General features: G+C 48.3%; 14 protein-coding genes and 1 tRNA gene. 4 read left to right on the forward strand and 11 right to left on the reverse strand.

What is annotated here, in order from left to right; genetic code table 11:
- Positions 1-265: 265 nt before the first annotated feature.
- Positions 266-342: transfer RNA gene (locus H5336_RS04425), tRNA-Pro, on the forward strand.
- A gap of 16 nt (positions 343-358) precedes the next feature.
- On the opposite strand, the gene H5336_RS04430 is transcribed toward H5336_RS04425, so the two are convergent.
- The 11 genes from H5336_RS04430 to H5336_RS04480 form a co-directional block, all read right to left on the reverse strand.
- A complete protein-coding gene (locus H5336_RS04430) occupies positions 359-919 on the reverse strand; it encodes a DJ-1 family glyoxalase III (protein WP_185231781.1) in 561 nt (186 codons plus the stop codon).
- A 33-nt stretch (positions 920-952) separates the two neighbouring features.
- Positions 953-1681, reverse strand: coding sequence for a sulfite exporter TauE/SafE family protein (locus H5336_RS04435; protein WP_185231783.1), 729 nt, complete (start codon positions 1679-1681; stop codon positions 953-955).
- Between the two features lie 2 nt (positions 1682-1683).
- Entirely contained in the window at positions 1684-1899 is a 216-nt protein-coding gene (ccoS, locus tag H5336_RS04440) for a cbb3-type cytochrome oxidase assembly protein CcoS (RefSeq protein ID WP_185231785.1), read from the reverse strand.
- 88 nt (positions 1900-1987) lie between these two features.
- Complete coding sequence (locus H5336_RS04445) at positions 1988-4375, reverse strand: heavy metal translocating P-type ATPase (RefSeq protein WP_185231787.1); 2388 nt, start codon at positions 4373-4375, stop codon at positions 1988-1990.
- Between the two features lie 5 nt (positions 4376-4380).
- The gene (locus H5336_RS04450; protein ID WP_313556201.1) at positions 4381-4890 is read right to left on the reverse strand and encodes a FixH family protein; all 510 of its coding nucleotides are present in this window, start codon (positions 4888-4890) and stop codon (positions 4381-4383) included.
- Between the two features lie 19 nt (positions 4891-4909).
- Positions 4910-6346, reverse strand: coding sequence for a cytochrome c oxidase accessory protein CcoG (ccoG, locus tag H5336_RS04455; RefSeq protein WP_185231789.1), 1437 nt, complete (start codon positions 6344-6346; stop codon positions 4910-4912).
- A 675-nt stretch (positions 6347-7021) separates the two neighbouring features.
- Entirely contained in the window at positions 7022-7924 is a 903-nt protein-coding gene (ccoP, locus tag H5336_RS04460; protein WP_185231790.1) for a cytochrome-c oxidase, cbb3-type subunit III, read from the reverse strand.
- A 14-nt stretch (positions 7925-7938) separates the two neighbouring features.
- Complete coding sequence (locus H5336_RS04465; protein WP_185231792.1) at positions 7939-8145, reverse strand: cbb3-type cytochrome oxidase subunit 3; 207 nt, start codon at positions 8143-8145, stop codon at positions 7939-7941.
- A gap of 9 nt (positions 8146-8154) precedes the next feature.
- Positions 8155-8766: a cytochrome-c oxidase, cbb3-type subunit II gene (ccoO, locus tag H5336_RS04470; protein ID WP_185231794.1), complete on the reverse strand. Its 612-nt coding sequence runs from the start codon at positions 8764-8766 to the stop codon at positions 8155-8157.
- A gap of 13 nt (positions 8767-8779) precedes the next feature.
- Positions 8780-10225, reverse strand: a complete 1446-nt coding sequence (gene ccoN, locus H5336_RS04475; protein ID WP_185231796.1) for a cytochrome-c oxidase, cbb3-type subunit I — start codon at positions 10223-10225, stop codon at positions 8780-8782.
- A 294-nt stretch (positions 10226-10519) separates the two neighbouring features.
- Positions 10520-11752 (reverse strand): argininosuccinate synthase, encoded by a 1233-nt coding sequence (locus tag H5336_RS04480; RefSeq protein WP_185231798.1) that lies wholly within the window; start codon positions 11750-11752, stop codon positions 10520-10522.
- A 118-nt stretch (positions 11753-11870) separates the two neighbouring features.
- On the opposite strand from H5336_RS04480, the gene H5336_RS04485 reads away from it, so the two are divergent.
- From H5336_RS04485 to H5336_RS04495, 3 genes are all read left to right on the forward strand, one after another.
- Positions 11871-12569: an ABC transporter permease gene (locus tag H5336_RS04485; protein ID WP_185231800.1), complete on the forward strand. Its 699-nt coding sequence runs from the start codon at positions 11871-11873 to the stop codon at positions 12567-12569.
- A 103-nt stretch (positions 12570-12672) separates the two neighbouring features.
- The gene (locus H5336_RS04490) at positions 12673-15309 is read left to right on the forward strand and encodes a zinc-dependent metalloprotease (protein WP_185231803.1); all 2637 of its coding nucleotides are present in this window, start codon (positions 12673-12675) and stop codon (positions 15307-15309) included.
- A gap of 139 nt (positions 15310-15448) precedes the next feature.
- A complete protein-coding gene (locus H5336_RS04495) occupies positions 15449-17443 on the forward strand; it encodes a TonB-dependent receptor plug domain-containing protein (protein ID WP_185231805.1) in 1995 nt (664 codons plus the stop codon).
- The last annotated feature ends 177 nt before the right edge of the window (positions 17444-17620 follow it).

Genomic DNA, 17620 nt, shown 5'->3' on the forward strand with positions numbered 1-17620 from the left:
GCGCTGTCAACAACTTAACCAACTTGACAATAAGGCATCAAAAATCTAGCACAAACTATAAACATTATAAATTATAATGATATTGCAGGTAAAATTATTTTTACTTATAAAAGTTAAGCGCTATAGCCGGCGTAATAGTTAACACTATTTACGTCAACAGTTAGCAAAAGCGGGGAAGGGCGGAGTAATCTACGGAAGCGTAGCAAGAGGTATATAATTATTAACTGGCAGGTTGATATCAGATTTTTATGATACCAAATCAATTCGGAGCGTAGCTCAGCCTGGCAGAGCACCGCCTTCGGGAGGCGGGGGCCGGAGGTTCAAATCCTCTCGCTCCGACCAGTTTGTGCCCGTATTTTTATATGCGCGCGCGAGCAGCTTCTGCAACGACGACCCTTTGCTCTGCCCCCATCAGGGCCTCGATAATGGTGAGTGATAGCTCCATTGCGGTGCCGGGCCCCTGACTAGTAATCAGGTTACCGTCCACTAACGTTGTCTGTTCGCTGACAATACTCTTGAGCGACGCTAGCTCTCCCTGAAAACTAGGGTAGCAAGTGGCCGTTTTCCCCTCTATCAAACTGTTTCTAGCCAACACCACGACAGGGCTGGCACATATAGCCGCTAGCCACTTTCCTGACGCTAACTGCGTTTTAACTAACTCCAACAGAGCAGCACTCTGACCTAGGTGATCGGCTCCGGGCATACCTCCCGGTAGAGCTATTAGATCCCAGTCTTGCTCGCTGCACGCATCCAGAAACCCATCCGCAACTAGCAGAACGCCCCTAGAGGCCTGAACCTGTAGCGTCGTCATCACCGAGGCAACAAATACCTCTGCCCCTGCACGGCGCAGCATATCAATAAGCGTGACGGCTTCTAATTCCTCTATACCATCAGCGATTGGAACCAATACGGTGATCATCGGTTAGATTCCTTTGGTTAGATTTTTTTAATGTTAATGATGTGCGTGATCCATAGCGCTATGCATACTAGGCTCAAGTAGCCCCATCGCTACCAGCGCCATGATTACAACTGGCCACAAGGTATAGATCCCGTAAACAATAAAGCCCGTACCAAAAACCTGCCTAACATAGCCATTCGTCACAACATTTTTCAGGGTTTGGCTTGCGAGCCCCCCGGCAAACACCGCCGGTATCGTGCCAAACCCAAAAGCCAGCATCGTTACCCCCCCCGCTAGCGCAGTTCCCTGAGCAGCCGCCAATACCAATACAGAATATACCAACCCACAGGGCAACCACCCCCAAATCAAACCAAGTATCAACGATTGTTGAATATGAGTAACCGGCATTAATTTTTTTGCTAGGGGCGCAAGCGGCTTCCACACCACGGAACCAAGTTTCTCCAACTTAACGAGGCCCCGCCACCAATCAGCCAAATAGAGGCCCATGGCAATCAGCAACACACCCGACAATGTTCTTAAGATGGGCACAGGGGATAGCTGCTGAAAATTACCGAAAACGAAGCCAAATAAAGCGCCAATCAATGCGTAACTGCACACCCGGCCAAAGTTGTAACCCAACAGAATGGCTATTCTGTGCGCTCGGCCGCGGCCGTTATTGGCAAAAGCCAGAGCAGCTGCAAGCCCGCCACACATCCCTAGGCAGTGCCCTGCTCCCATAACACCAAGAACAAACGCCGTAAGCAGAACCTGTGATTCAATCATTTTTAATTAAGCTTCTTTTGGTTTCCCCGCTCAGCAGGTACCTTACCAGAGCCGTCAGCGGGCTTTTTGTTGGTAGCGCTATCATCTTCAAAAAGAATACGCCGAGCCTCCGTTTCGAGATCTTCGTACTGCCCCGACCGAACCGCCCAAAAGAAAATCGCGACGGCGATAATCACAAACACGATGGCAATGGGAATGAGAATAAGTAAACTCTGCATGGAAACGGTGGAACTCCTATAAAGTGAGGCCGACTATTATTGAAACAAACCGAATACCAAACACAAAACCGACTAAACGATCAGCAACTCACACGCGAGTCGCGTTTAACACCACGATCAAGGAGCTGAAAGACATGCCAATAGCCGCAAGCCAAGGCGGTAAAATACCCGCCGCTGCCGCCGGTAAAGCCACAACATTATACAGCAGTGCCCAACTCAGGTTTTGACGCACAATAGCCTGTACCCGTCGCGCTAGAGCTAAACCATCGGGAATAGCCAGCAGGTTACTGTGTAACAAAACACAATCGGCTTTTGATTGTGCCAGCCGTGTAGCCGACCCCATAGCCATCGACACATCCGCCGCACTCAGTACCGGTACATCATTGATACCATCTCCCACCATCAACACCCGGTGGCCACTTCGCTGCTGGTTTTGAACCCAAGTGAGTTTGTCGGCAGGACGAGCCTGTGGAACACTTTCGGTAATACCCAATACTTTTGCAATCCGCTCTACTTGAGCAGGCCTGTCCCCACTCAGCAGCGCCGTACTGACCTGTTGCTTTGAATCCTTTAATCGCATCACGCATTGTGCGGAAGACGTACGAAGGTTGTCATTCAGGCACACCCACATCAGGGGAGTGAACTTCCCTTGATGATCCGATGACAATAACTGCCACATACCTTCTTGCTCTGGCTGCGAGTAACCGTAAGACTTATCGGCAAATTCCAGTTTTCCAAATCGATACTGGCGGCCATCAACTACGCCAGCAACCCCCTCCCCTTCAACCACCTCGACTTCCGTTGCGTCTGGAGCCTTTTCGCTCTGGCTAAAAGCGCCAGCAATCGGGTGTTGGGAAAATTTTTCCAGCGCGGTAATCACACCTACCCAATAATCGATATTATGCGCCTGCTCGGGAACCACAGCGCTGAGCTGAGTCACTCGCAACCTGCCCTCGGTTAAGGTTCCAGTTTTATCGAAAGCCACTACATCTACTTTGGCCAGCGCCTCTAACGATTGCGCGCCGGTAATCAGTAACCCTAATTTACGCGCGCGATTTACACCCGCCGTCAACGCCGCAGGAGTGGCCAACGACAACGCACAGGGGCAGGTAACAACCAATACCGACAATACCACCCAAAGCGCTTTGCCCGGATCAACTTGCCACCACCCCCAAGCAACGACAAGCGCAATAATGAGTACAACCGCAACAAAACGCCCGGCAATTCTATCCGCCAGCGCCACCTGTCGGGGTTTTTCCAAACTTGCCTGATCAACCATGCGCTCAATCGCAGAGAGCTGGGTGTGGTCGCCGGTGGCCGTTACCTCCATCACCAATGCTGTATCCGTATTTAAAGTACCTGCAACCAGTTCATCCGCCATTTTTTTTTGTTGCGGAATCGATTCACCGGTAAGTAAAGATTCATCTATTTGCGCCTGCGGGGAGATCAAAACGCCGTCGGAAGGAATAACATCACCAGCATTCACCCAAAGGCGATCGCCCAAACCAATTGCAGCCAGCGGCACTAAATCATGTGCATTGTCTTTAACGCGTGCCGCAGTTAAAGGTAACAACTGCTGTAAATCTTGCCGGGCAAATGCGCTATTGTGCCGCGCGCGCATTTCTAGAAATCGACCCAGCAGAAGAAAAAAAGTGAACATGGAAACAGAATCGAAATAGACTTCGCCAGTTTGGTAAACAGTGGCCCAAGCGCTTGCACCATAAGCTAGACCTATAGCGAGTGAAACCGAGACATCCATATTTAAGTGGCGAGCACGAACAGCTCTCCACGCGCTAAGGAAAAAGGGTTGGGCGGAAAAAACCACAACAGGCGTTGCAATGACCAGACTCACCCAGCGAAAAAAACTTTGCCAGTGGCTTTCCATACCCTGAATTCCGCCGGCATAGAGCGCTACCGCAACCATACCCACTTGCATCATGCCAATGCCCGCTACACCGAGGCGCATCATATACTGCTGAGCTTCACGCCGGCGGGTCGCATCGGCATCCTGCTGGCGATCAGGCTGTGGGCGGTAGCCAATACGCGTAAGGGCAGCCATTAATTCGCTAAGCGGCTGCTTTTTTTCATCCCAGCGCAACAAACAGGTACGCGACGTAGCATTTACCCTAACACTTTCAACCGCAGGCTGTTTATGCAAATGGCTTTCTATTAACCAAGCGCAGGCTGCACAGCTAATACCTTGAACACTAAGCCGCGCTGTTTTTAGCCCAGATGGTTCGGCACGCACAAATGCCTGCTGCACTTCATCAAGATCATAACCTACAAAATTGTCAGAATACTCTGCGGCTTTTTCACCAAGGGCATCTCGAAATTGGTAATAATTATCCAATCCGCCCTGATGAATGGCCTCGGCGACAAACATACAACCCTGGCAGCAAAATACCCGAGGCTCCCCCAGAATGTCCGTGGCAATTGCGTCATCGGCTGGCAGGCCGCAATGGAAGCAGGCGCTCATATAGTTTATTGAAGTGAGAGCTTACTAGTTTGGTTAAAATCAACTTCGCTACTCAAGCGCCAGTTTAGCTCATTAGATTCAGGCGATGAGCCCTCTATTCGAACATACCAACGCCCCTCCGGAAGAGAATTCAAATCGGCATAATAACCACGCAAAGATTTGCGTTTCAACACATAGAAAAGATCAAAGTCAGACTCGACAGGATGGGAAAGTTCCAGCTTGATTGTATCGTCGCTACTTAAAGGCTGGTTTAGCTGTAACTCAAACCGACTATCAACTTTATTTAAAATCAACTCGACTTCAACGCCCAGGTCAACCGCGGCTGTTTCCGCAGCAAAATGGTGGTTCACTAACCGGCCTTCTTTGTAGTAATCATCCGTCACTACATCATCACCATATTTAATAGCCGCTGTTATCAATATAGAACAAACAAAAAAAACGAAAAACAAAGGTGCCAAAACCAGCCACAACCAACGCTCTCGGTACCAGGGTTTATTCGTGATCAGAGTATTCACAATTTTCTCTCTCAATAATTCAACGGCGCAACGCGGGGCCAATAAAGTTAGTTTCCTCTATCGCCGTTAGTTTGTCGTTATCCACGGCAACAACCTTTAAAACTAATGCGGCTTTTTCGGTAGTCAGTACTTTTCTCGGCACCGATATTCTGAGCGGCACAGTAAACACCTCCCCTGCTTCAATTTCAACAGCACGATAATTTTTGATCTTGAAGGGGTAATCGCCTTCTACCGTAACTTTATAGGTATGGGCTTGCCTATCCATATTATTGATTTTTACGGTATACACATTTTGCACCTGGTCACCATTAATGCGATACAAACGCACGCCCCTGTCACGAATAACATCAACCGACAGCGGTGTACGTGTAGCAATGGTGTAAGTAAACGCGGTAATCATGGCCAATACGGCAAGGGAATAACCAAACAATCGCGGGCGGAAAAAATTAGTTTTCCCGGTTTTCAATTCGTCTGTTGAAGTGAAGCGAATGAGCCCGGTAGGATACTGCATTTTATCCATCACGGTATTACACGCATCTACACACAGGCCACAGTTAATACACTCATACTGCAGACCGTCACGAATATCAATGTCCACGGGGCACACCTGCACGCACCATGAGCAATCGATGCAGTCTCCCAAGCCTTTTGCTTTGTAATTATCTTTTGGTTTACGTGGCCCTCGAGATTCACCACGTTTGGTATCGTATTGAACCGCAAGTGTATCTTCGTCGTACATAACGGACTGGAAGCGGGCATAGGGGCACATGTATTTGCATACCTGCTCTCGCATCCAGCCAGCATTTATGTATGTTGCCGAGGCGAAAAACAAAGTCCAAAAAGCGGCAACGGGGTGCGCGCTAATCGTAAGAATACCCGTTTCAGCATCGGCATGAGGAACCAACCCCATTAATAGTTCGCGAATGGGTACGAAATAGCCAATAAAGGTTGCGCCCGTGATAAAGGCAATTAACACCCACACACTGTGGGTAGCCACATTGCGCCATATTTTATTGAAAGACCAATCTTGCCCAGCAAGCTTCATTTGCTTGTTGCGGTCACCTTGGAAAAAACGCTCTACCGAAATATACATGAGCGTCCACACCGTTTGCGGGCAGGTAAACCCGCAATACACACGCCCGAGCAATACCGTAACGGTAAAAAGTAAAAATGCCGCTATTATCAGCAGCCATGCCAATAACATAAAATCCTGAGGCCAGAAGGTCATCCAAAAAATATGGAATTGGCGCGCAGGAAGGTCGAAGTGCACGGCAGGTCGGCCATCAATAATCAGCCAAGGCAGTAGTATAAAAGCCGCAATAAGAGGTAAACCCGTGTACCGTCGAATGGACTGGTAAAAACCACTAATTTTACGGGTGTAGACTTTACCCTGCGCTTCATAGAGGTTGCGGTAACGGATCGTGCTGTCTTTGTCGGGGGACGACTGATCGGACACTTTAATCACTCCGGACTTTAATTAGTTTAATCTAATATATACTACTACCACGTAAATTTCAGGTCATTCGCCTTACCGCATATAAATTGCATAGCGCCAACCAATATAGCGCTTGCATCAATACGCATTGCGACACCCAATTCACTCACTTCGTTCGCGGGGTAAGTCCATGGCGGAAGGCCATAAAATACAGGACGATTAAAAGGATGTAATCGTTAGAACGACCCAGAGACAAAGTCGAGCAATTTACTGCATCACATCCCTCAGCGCCGTTCCCGCACATCACGTGCATGGATGCTCTAATGCAGCGGTTGCATGGATGCAATAGAGCTGCCCATGTGCTCCACGGCATAAGTACATCCCGTAACGCCGTTCCCGCACATCACGTGCATGGATGCTCTAATGCAGCGGTTGCATGGATGCAATAGAGCTGCCCATGTGCTCCACGGCATAAGTACATCCCGTAACGCCGTTCCCGCACATCACGTGCATGGATGCTCTAATGCAGCGGTTGCATGGATGCAATAGAGCTGCCCATGTGCTCCACGGCATAAGTACATCCCGTAACGCCGTTCCCGCACATCCATGTGCTCCACGGCATAAGTACATCCCTGTACAAAAAAACGGAAGCGCTGTTATAGGGCTTCCGTTTACGTTCAGGCAGAGCCTTCGTTTTTACTCATCATAATTAAAAGATAAGGAATATACGTAAGCTGCCAATATGTGGATTTTATCTTCACGTAGCATTTCTTTCTGCGCGGGCATCTGGTTTTTCAATCCGTTACGAACGGAATGCTGGATACCTTCTCGAGTACCACTGTATAACCACGTATCGCTGGTAAGATTGGGGGCGCCCAGAACATGCATGCCTTTGGCATCGGCCCCATGACAAGCAGCACAGTTCTGATTAAATACCACTTGCCCAGTAACCGCCAATGCGCTGTCATGCTCCTGTCCAGACACCTTCAACACATACTCAGCAACACTCACCACGTTTGGCTCACCAATAATGGGCCCCCACGCAGGCATCTCACCTTTTCGGCCTTCTTTAATGCTGTGCATAATATCTTCTGGCTTGCCGCCATAAAGCCAGTCGTTGTCTGTCAGGTTGGGAAAACCAAAGTTACCGCCACCGTCCGCACCGTGGCAAACAGCACAGTTGTTAGAGAACAATCGCACACCCATTTTCATAGCACGGCCATCGTGAATAAGCTCTTCAATGGGCATTTGCGCATACACACCAAAAGATTTGGCTAAATCCGCCTGAGCTTTATCCTGGTCCATTTTCAGTTCGCCACGCGACGTCCACTCTTTAATGCCTTTATAGCTACCCAAACCCGGATAAAACGCTAAGTAAATCGCGCCATAAACCAGCGTGCCAACAAACATTAAAAACCACCAGCGTGGTAGCGGGTTATCGTATTCTTCAATACCGTCGTATATGTGGCCGGTCGTTTTATTTTCGGGCTCATCATCGTCGCGAATCGCCACCTTGCGATTGGCAAACAGCACCCAGCACACAAGTGCCAAACACGTAAGTGTCAGCACAATAATCCAAAGACTCCAAAATGTACTCATAATCAGCCCCGCCCTTATTTTTGGTCAGCTGACTGAAGATCTGAATCTTCAGTTTTTTGTTGTTCGTTGTGGCTCTCTTTTGGCTCGTCGGCAAAAGGTAAATTGGCTGCTTCCTCAAACTTCTTTTTGCGGCTAGGCGAAAACGCCCACCAGCAAACGCCTGCGAAGGCTATGGCAACCAGTACCACCGATAAACTTCCGAGAGTTTCCTGAGTTTCCATAGTGTCGCCCTATCGTTTGTGAGTCAGTAAAGTACCCAGTTGCTGCAAGTAAGCGACCAACGCATCCACTTCCGATGTGCCCGCTACCGCCACTTCTGCACTAGCGATATCTTCTTCGGTGTAAGGCACACCCACTAATCGCAGGGCCCGCATTTTAGTGGCGGTTTCTTTGCCGTCCAAAATATTGTCGAACAGCCATGGGAAGGCTGGCATATTGGATTCAGGAACAACGTTGCGCGGGTTATATAAATGCGCTTTGTGCCAAGTATCGCTATACCGCTGCCCTACTCTCGCCAAATCTGGCCCGGTGCGCTTGGAACCCCACAGAAAGGGGTGCTCGTATACAGACTCCCCGGCTATTGAATAGTGACCATAACGCTCTACCTCGGCACGCAGTGGGCGAACCATCTGTGTGTGGCATACATGGCAGCCCTCGCGAATATAAATATCGCGACCTTCCAACTCTACGGCGGCTAAGGGCATTAAACCTTTAACCGGCTCGGTAGTTTCTTCTAGGAAGAATTGCGGTACCAACTGCACTAGGCCACCAAAACTAATGGCCACGGCCACAAGCAGAACCATCAAACCAACATTCTTTTCTACGATGTCATGATTTTTCACTGTCGTTTTCCCCTCACGCGACTTGTGGCTGAGCGGCAGGAAGATCTTCCTCCGCAGGCTCTTCTTCAACAACGGTCTTATAGGTGTTGTAAGCCATAATCAACATACCTACGAGGAAAATAGAACCACCAAGGAAGCGTACAAAATAACCGGGGTAACTGGCTTCTACCGATTCTGCAAAGCTGTAGGTTAAGGTGCCGTCGGCGTTAAAGGCACGCCACATTAAGCCCTGCATAATACCGTTTACCCACATGGCGCAGATATAAAGCACGGTACCGATAGTTGAAAGCCAGAAGTGAGTGTTAACCAAGCTCACACTCCACATACGCGTTCTATTAAACAGCACGGGCAGTAAGTGATATACCGCGCCAATGGAAATCATCGCGACCCAGCCCAAAGCACCGGAGTGAACATGGCCAATGGTCCAGTCGGTGTTATGTGACAACGCGTTTACGGTCTTAATAGACATCATTGGGCCTTCGAAGGTAGACATACCGTAGAAGGACAAGGAAACCACCAAAAAGCGCAGGGTCGGGTCGGTACGCAGCTTATCCCAAGCACCCGAAAGGGTCATAATACCGTTGATCATACCGCCCCAGCTGGGTGCCAGAAGAATCAGTGACATGACCATACCCAACGATTGCGCCCAATCGGGCAACGAGGAATATATCAAGTGGTGAGGACCAGCCCAGATGTACACCGCTATCAACGCCCAAAAATGAACAATAGAAAGCTGATAGGAAAACACAGGCCGACCCGTTTGTTTCGGCACGAAGTAATACATCATGCCCAAAAAGCCGGCAGTGAGGAAAAAGCCCACCGCATTATGCCCATACCACCATTGGATCATCGCATCCATGGCGCCGGCATAAGCAGAATAAGATTTTGTGAGAGAAACCGGTACTGCCATACTGTTTACAACGTGTAACAGTGCAACGGTTACGATAAAAGCACCGAAAAACCAATTAGCCACATAGATATGAGACGTTTTTCGTTTAACAACTGTGCCAAAGAACACAATACCGTATGACACCCACACCAAGGTGATCAAAATATCAATTGGCCATTCAAGCTCGGCGTATTCCTTAGCTGAAGTCATACCCATGGGCAATGTAATAGCCGCGAGCACGATAATCAGCTGCCACCCCCAGAAGGTAAATGGGATCAGAAAACCGCCAAACAGCTTGGCCTGGCATGTTCGCTGTACGACATAAAAAGAGGTCGCAAACAACGCACAACCACCGAAGGCAAAAATCACCGCGTTAGTGTGTAACGGCCGTAAGCGCCCAAAGTGCGAGAATGGTTGAAAAATATCATTCAACTCCGGCCACATAAGTTGTGCTGCCAGCAGCACTCCTACGGCCATCCCAACAATACCCCAAACAATGGTCATTATCGTAAACTGACGTACGACCTTGTAGTTGTATGCTGGCTGCTCAGTTGCCAAGCCATCACTCATGGTTCAGTCCTATTAGTGTTGTGTTGTAAAAGAAGAGTTACCCGAGTATACGAGTGTGCTATTACCTAATTATTAAGTGCGTATTGGTAACAGGTTAGATTCCGGGCCGCAATTACGGACGATTATAAACACCGAAGAGATCATTCATTTGATTACCATCAAGCTCCGCCATAAACACCATGAATAATGGTGTTATGGCAAGGGTTAACACCTTCCGCTCAACCAGCAGCTCTTCAGCGCTTTAAAAAACCTGGGCACAGCTAAATCACCTATTAACTAAAGCACCTATATAGACTAGTCGAGCTTACGACCCTTTTGCGCAGCAATTCGCATGCGCAGTGCATTTAGCTTAATAAAGCCAGCGGCGTCTTTTTGATCATAGGCACCTGCATCATCCTCGAAAGTGGCAATACTTTCGTCAAAGAGGCTGTTAGGTGAACGGCGCCCCACTACTGTAACGGCGCCTTTATAGAGCTTCATACGAACGTCGCCGTTCACGAACTGCTGGCTTTCATCGATAAGAGCTTGAAGCATTGTCCGCTCTGGGCTCCACCAGTAACCGTTGTAGACTAGTTCGGCGTATTTTGGCATCAGCGAGTCTTTTAGATGTGCCGCTTCGCGGTCCAACGTTAAAGATTCAATCGCACGGTGTGCGGGAAGTAAAACGGTGCCTCCTGGCGTTTCATAGCAACCGCGAGATTTCATCCCTACATAGCGATTTTCTACGATATCCAAACGACCAATACCGTGGGCACCGGCTTTTTTATTGAGGGTTTCAAGCAAGGTGGCAGGTGACATGGCTTCACCATTAATCGCAACGGGGTCACCCTTCTCAAAGCTGATTTCCATGTATTCAGGGGCATCTGGCGCTTCTTCTGGTGAAACTGTCCAGCGCCACATATCGGGCTCAGCTTCGCTCCATGGGTCTTCCAGAATGTCGCCCTCATAGGAGATATGCAACAGGTTGGCATCCATGGAGTAAGGTGATTTCTTACTGGCCTTGGCAAAATCCACCGGAATGTCACGCTCTTTACAGTAGGCCATTAGCGTTTCACGGGAGGTGAGATCCCATTCTCGCCAAGGTGCAATCACTTTTACACCTGGCTTAAGTGCGTATGCACCGAGCTCAAAACGCACCTGGTCGTTACCTTTACCGGTTGCACCGTGTGAAATCGCGTCGGCGCCGGTTTCGTTGGCAATTTCGATCATGCGCTTAGCAATCAGCGGACGGGCAATAGAGGTACCCAGCAGGTACTCACCTTCGTAAATGGCATTAGCGCGAAACATCGGGAAAACATAGTCCCTAACAAACTCTTCACGCAAATCTTCAATATAGATTTCCTTAACCCCCAAAGCTTCGGCCTTGGCGCGCGCAGGTTCAACCTCTTCCCCCTGACCAATGTCGGCGGTGAAGGTAACCACCTCGCATTCGTAGGTGTCTTCCAGCCAGCGAACGATAACAGACGTGTCGAGGCCTCCAGAGTAGGCGAGAACAACTTTGTTGATTGAAGACTTATCGAGGGACATGGAAACTCCACACAAGGAAAGATTAAGATTCGAGGGCGCGAATTTTATTGGAAAGAATACCCGAACTCCAGCATTTCGAGGGTTATTTTGTCAATCCACAGCGAGGTTAGAGTTGCCCATGATCAGGCTAAGCCTACTCGACACATTTTTATCCACTTTGCCGCTACTGCTAGCAATGGGTATTTTCCAGTGGAGACTCAACCGCTGCACCGACCTTATGGTAGCCAGCGCCCGCATGATTCTGCAGCTTCTGGCTATGGGCTACCTGCTAAGCTTCCTGTTTGACTACAAACTAAACATTTTGGGTTTGGCCGTACTCACGTTTATGACACTGGTCGCGGCCGCCATCGCTATTCGGCCGCTCAAGCGGCGCTCACTGCAGCTTTTTGGCTTTGCTGCGCTCGCCTTGTTCATTGCCAGTGTAGTGCACTTAACCTGGATAATTGCCGTAGTACTCAAACTCTCACCCTGGTACCAACCTCAGTTTGTGATTCCCCTGGCAGGCATGGTGTTCGCCAATGGCATGAACAGCCTCAGCTTGGGAGCAGAGCGTTACGAATCCGAGATGGAGCACCAACGCCACAACGCCGCCAGCATCGCTTTCAATGCTGCAATGATTCCTCAGGTAAACGCCCTGCTAGCGGTTGGCCTAGTGTCCTTACCCGGGATGATGACCGGGCAAATACTCTCGGGTATATCCCCAATGGAAGCCGTCCGCTATCAGATAATGGTGATGAGTATGGTGGCGGGCACATCTGCACTTAGCCTTGCCATTTACCTAAGTTTGATAACATGCCGTTTTATCAAACCTAGATAATAAAAATGCCCTAAAGTATTTCCACCGTCTTTTCATGTTCAAGCTAGGACACGCCAGACCAAGGCCTGTACTATATTTCCCCCACCGAATTGAGGAAAAAGGGATGCTTCATCACCTAACGTCAATAAAAATAACGCTTGTTTTGGCCGCTTGCCTTGTATTGCTTGGCATGCCGCTCACCGCTTCCGCCGAAGACGATGAGAGCACGTCAGACACGAATGAGCAAAAAAGTGAAAAGGAAAGCAGTAAAAAAACCGAAAAAGACAAACCTAAAGATAAAAAGAAAGACAAAAAAAAGAAGACCATTAAAGAGCTCGTAAAGAAAAGCGCCCTTATAGATGGCCTATTCAGCATTTATCGCGACAAAAAAACCGGTGAAACCCGCTTGCTAATCAAGCAAGAACAACTCGACAAAGAATTTCTCTACTTTACTTACATCGAAAATGGCGTTGCAGCGGCGGGCTGGGGACGCACGCGCGGCTCATACCATACCTATGCTGCAAAGCTCTTTAAAGTACATCGCTACTACGACCGCCTAGAGTTTGTTGAGTACAACACTAGCTATTACTTCGACCCCAAAAAAGCTATCTCCCGCGCAGCGGATGCCAACATTAGCCCTGCCGTAATCTTTAGTGAAAAAATTGAAGCAGAAGATAAAAAAAGCGGCAATCTACTCATAAAAGCAGACAAACTATTTTTAACCGAAGCGTTTTATCCTTACAAACCCATTCCGCAAGGTAAACAGAAAAAAGACGAAGGCTTTAAACTGGGCAAGCTCAGCAAAGAAAAAAGCAAAATTCGCAATGTACGAAACCACCCCAAAAATACCGATATTATCGTTGAGTACATATACGAAAACAGCGCGCCCAAAAACGACGGCGGTGCAGAAGTTACCGACCCTCGCTACATCACGCTGGTTGCCCAGCACACACTTATGGAAGCCCCCGAAACACCGATGGCCCCTCGCTTTGATGACCCTCGAATGGGTTATTTTACCCACGAGGTAACCGATCTTTCCTCAACCGAATTACTGCCCTACCGGGATATGATTCGACGCTTTCGCCTAGAAAAAAAACACCCAACGGCTGAACTCTCCGAACCCGTAAAACCCATAACCTTCTGGCTCGAAAATACAACACCAGAAGAAATCCGTCCCATTATTAAAGCCGCCGCATTACAGTGGAATATCGCCTTTGAAAAAGCCGGATTTAAAAATGCTGTTGTCGTCAAAATTCAGCCAGACGATGCGGATTGGCAAGCGGGTGATATGCGCTATAACGTTATTCGATGGGTGTCTTCACCCTCTCGGTTTTATAGCGGTTACGGGCCAAGCTTTATCGACCCTCGTTCTGGTGAAGTACTGGGTGCCGACATTATGCTGGAGCACGCGGTTATTACCGATCAAATTCTGACTCAGCAAATATTAGGTGCAGGCAGCTTGGCCTCCTCCACAGAAAACACCTGTAATGTTGCCGCCGAAGCGCACAACAACCTGCTTTACGGCATGACAAGCCTTCGTGCACTCGGCGCCAACTCCGCAGAACAGCAACGTATGCTCGAAGAATTTTTGTACTTTCTTACCCTCCATGAAATTGGCCACACCCTTGGCCTTACCCATAACTTCCGTTCCAGTCACCTGCATTCACTGGTCGACATATTTAACCCAGAAAAAACCTACGCCGAAGGCTTGCTGGGCTCGGTTATGGACTACCCTGCCGTAGCATTTAATGCCAACAATAGCGACGAAACTAATTATCAGTTTTGGACAAAAAAACCCGGCCCCTACGACCTTTGGGCAATTGAATACGGCTACTCCCTCGCGCAAGCCGGTGAAAAAATCGAACAAGAACGCCTGAACGCGATTCTAACCCGCTCCACCGAACCGGAATTGGCCTACGCCAACGATGGTGCAGACATGCGCGCCCCCGGCAAAGGTATCGATCCCCGGGTAAATATTTGGGACCTCAGTAGTGACCCGATCGGTTTCTCCGAAATGCAAATTGAGCACGTGAATTACATTCAAGAAAAAATGGCCACAAAATTATTAGTAGAAGGCGAATCATACGAAAAACTATTAATTGGCCACCGCGTTTCATCCTATAGGCTTGGAAGAGCCAGCAGTACACTTGCGCGATTTATCGGTGGCGTATATGTGGACCGCTCCATGGTCGGTCAACCCGGCGCCACGGCGCCCTTAACACCGGTTCCGGAAGATGATCAACGCCGAGCCTTATCCATTATTGAAAAGTATGTATTTGCCCCAAACGCCTTCGACAATTTTAATGTACATGCAAACAAGCTACTTCCGCAGAGACGCGGTTTTTCACACTACAGTAAAACCGAAGACCCAAAACTTCACAAAATGGTGTGGGCAATTCAAAAAGACATGCTAAATCAATTTATGCATCGTGACCTAGTAGAGCGCTTACTCGACAGCGTGCATTATGGCAACACCTATTCCCTTGTCGATTTTTACGAAGAGCTAACCGCTGCTATTTTTTCTGCTGATCTAAAATCAGAGGTAAACACCTACCGACAAAACCTACAGTTAGGTTATGTGCAGCGGCTGCTGGATATGCTTAACAATTCCAAATTTTCGCCAACAGCCCAGTCAGTAGCATTAGACCGTTTGCGCTGGATAGATAAAGCTATGGCGAAGAACAAGCGTGGCAATACCGCAACAAAAGCCCATAGGCAGCATGTGCGCTATAAAATAGAGAAAGGGCTAGATTTAAGCTAAAGGCGCCTCTATTAATTGATTTTAATCGCTGCGTAGTCTGGTAAGCCATAGTGCAAGGCGAGCTGCGCAGCGAAAAACGCCAAAAGATATTGCCATCAGCTATACTCCTGAACATGTGATCGTGGAATGTTAGCATCCAATGCGCAGCAACTTCATCGCACTTCAATTCCTATTCTATATCTCTTCCCCCCTGTGGGCGGCTTCCTGCTGGGCACAGTCTTTTGACCTAGAATCCTTTAGCCTAGAGGAGCTGATGACCATTGAGGTCGCTTCGGCAAAACCTGAATCTTTAAAGCTCGCTCCGGCAATTGTTTCAAGCTATCAGGCACAAGAACTTCTTGACCTCGGCCTAAAAGACCTGAAAGACTTTATCGACTTTGTTCCTGGCGTGCGAGTCAACCGCTCAAGCGCAGGAGTCACACCCATCGCGATGCGCGGGCTATGGGATAGCCACAATCAAAAAGTACTGTTTTTGGTCGACGGGGTGCCTACTTGGTCATCTGCGCACGCCGATGTACCCTTATCGGGTATTCCTCTAGCGGCGATTGACCGCGTTGAAGTAATGCGCGGCCCGAGCGCTATCATTTATGGGTCTAACGCGTCGGCGGGCGTTATAAATGTGGTTACAAAAAAAAGTCAACGCGGCACATCCTTTTCGCTGGGCGAGCATGGTTATCGTAATATAGGCGCAAACACCACTTTAAATTCAGCGCGAAACATGCAGCTTTCATTGGCATTTGAGTACCAAAGCGATGAGGGATACGAAGCCCAGGTAGCAAACGCCTTTTCTGCATTGGATATGAACTGTTTTTGCTTCCCCAGCAATAGCGACGGCAACTTACTGATATACGAAGATAAATGGTCTGCACATGCACGCTACAGCTGGATGGGCTTTGAAACCGCTCTACTCGCATACGAAGCAACAAATTCAAGCAGTTCGGATGGATCTTTACTCTCTCCTCAGAAGCGCATAGAGCGAGGTTTAGTTCTCAGTACGAACTTCGAAAGAAACTATGGTCAATCAACTTGGAAACTATTCAGCGATTGGGACAATTCTTATGTGCTTCACCGTGCTAGTAATGCAAATGCGACTCTAGGGCTACCAGGCAACGGCGAGTATAGTTTTGATAACAGCGGCAACAACAATGTCCGCTGGCGTACAGGAGGCCAACTACAATACCAAACTCACCACAATTACACTTTGCTAAGTGGTTTAGTATACGAGCATCGCAGCAGTGAAGACCGACGTTTTATCAATTACAGCGGGCTGGACTCCTTAGCCCCTCTTGGATTCGAAATCCAAGAGGACGGCTCCATTTTATTAATAGAGGAATCGAGTAACAACGAGAAGGCAGCTTATCTTGAGTTGAGCGGAGAGTTTGCCGGCGTGAATTTAAAAGCTGGCTTGCGCCATGTAATTAATTCAGCGTATGGGGGTAAAACGCTACCGCGCATCTCTGCTGTAAAACCCCTACGCCACAATCAATCAATAAAATTTGTTTACGCCGTAGGTTTTAGCTCACCAACCTTTGCGCAAACCTCCGCAACCGATCAATTTGGTCAACCAGTCGACAGCGATTTAACGGCGGAATTAATTGAATCAGTTGATCTCGCATATACGCTAACAACGCAGAAAAATCAATTTGTGTTAAATGCTTTTTGGCTTCAACTGGATGAGGGTATAGTACAGCAGCAAGCGCGCTTTACCAATGCAGAATCGCTTAAGCGCAAGGGCCTTGAATTAGACTATCAATACCGTCAAGGGCCATTAAAAATTTATTCTGGTGCCTCGTATTTTTTTGGTCTAGAAAAAAATATTTCACAGGGCTCCACTGTAGATTCGCTGGCCGAATTCACTTCGCAATGGCAGATTGATGCAGGCCTTAGTTATCGTTACAATAGGAATATGATTGGCGTGTCACTGCGAAGTGCCGATGGTAGACGAGGCACCGAAAACTATCACTGGCTGAATACGTCCTACTCCTACACGCTAAGCGCATGGAAGTTATCAATTGGCATTGAAAACATTCTGGCGGAAGATGTTATATTTCCTGATGTGAGATCAGGCAATGATATATTAATACAAGGGGTAGACAAACAACGCGTTCATGCCGGCGTGTATTACACGTTTTAAAGAGCCTACTTTTACCCCCTACTTTTAAACGGCTAACCTATACCTGCAACCAGCACACAACTACTCCCTACACTACAGCTAGGTTATCGTTAGTAGTTAAATAAATTTAACTACTACTTTGAGGGCTCGCCAACACCCTCGAGCATCTCACCGAAAAAAATGCGCGACAAAAGAGCA

Source organism: Teredinibacter franksiae, assembly GCF_014218805.1.
In the GTDB taxonomy this organism is placed as follows: Bacteria; Pseudomonadota; Gammaproteobacteria; order Pseudomonadales; family Cellvibrionaceae; genus Teredinibacter; species Teredinibacter franksiae.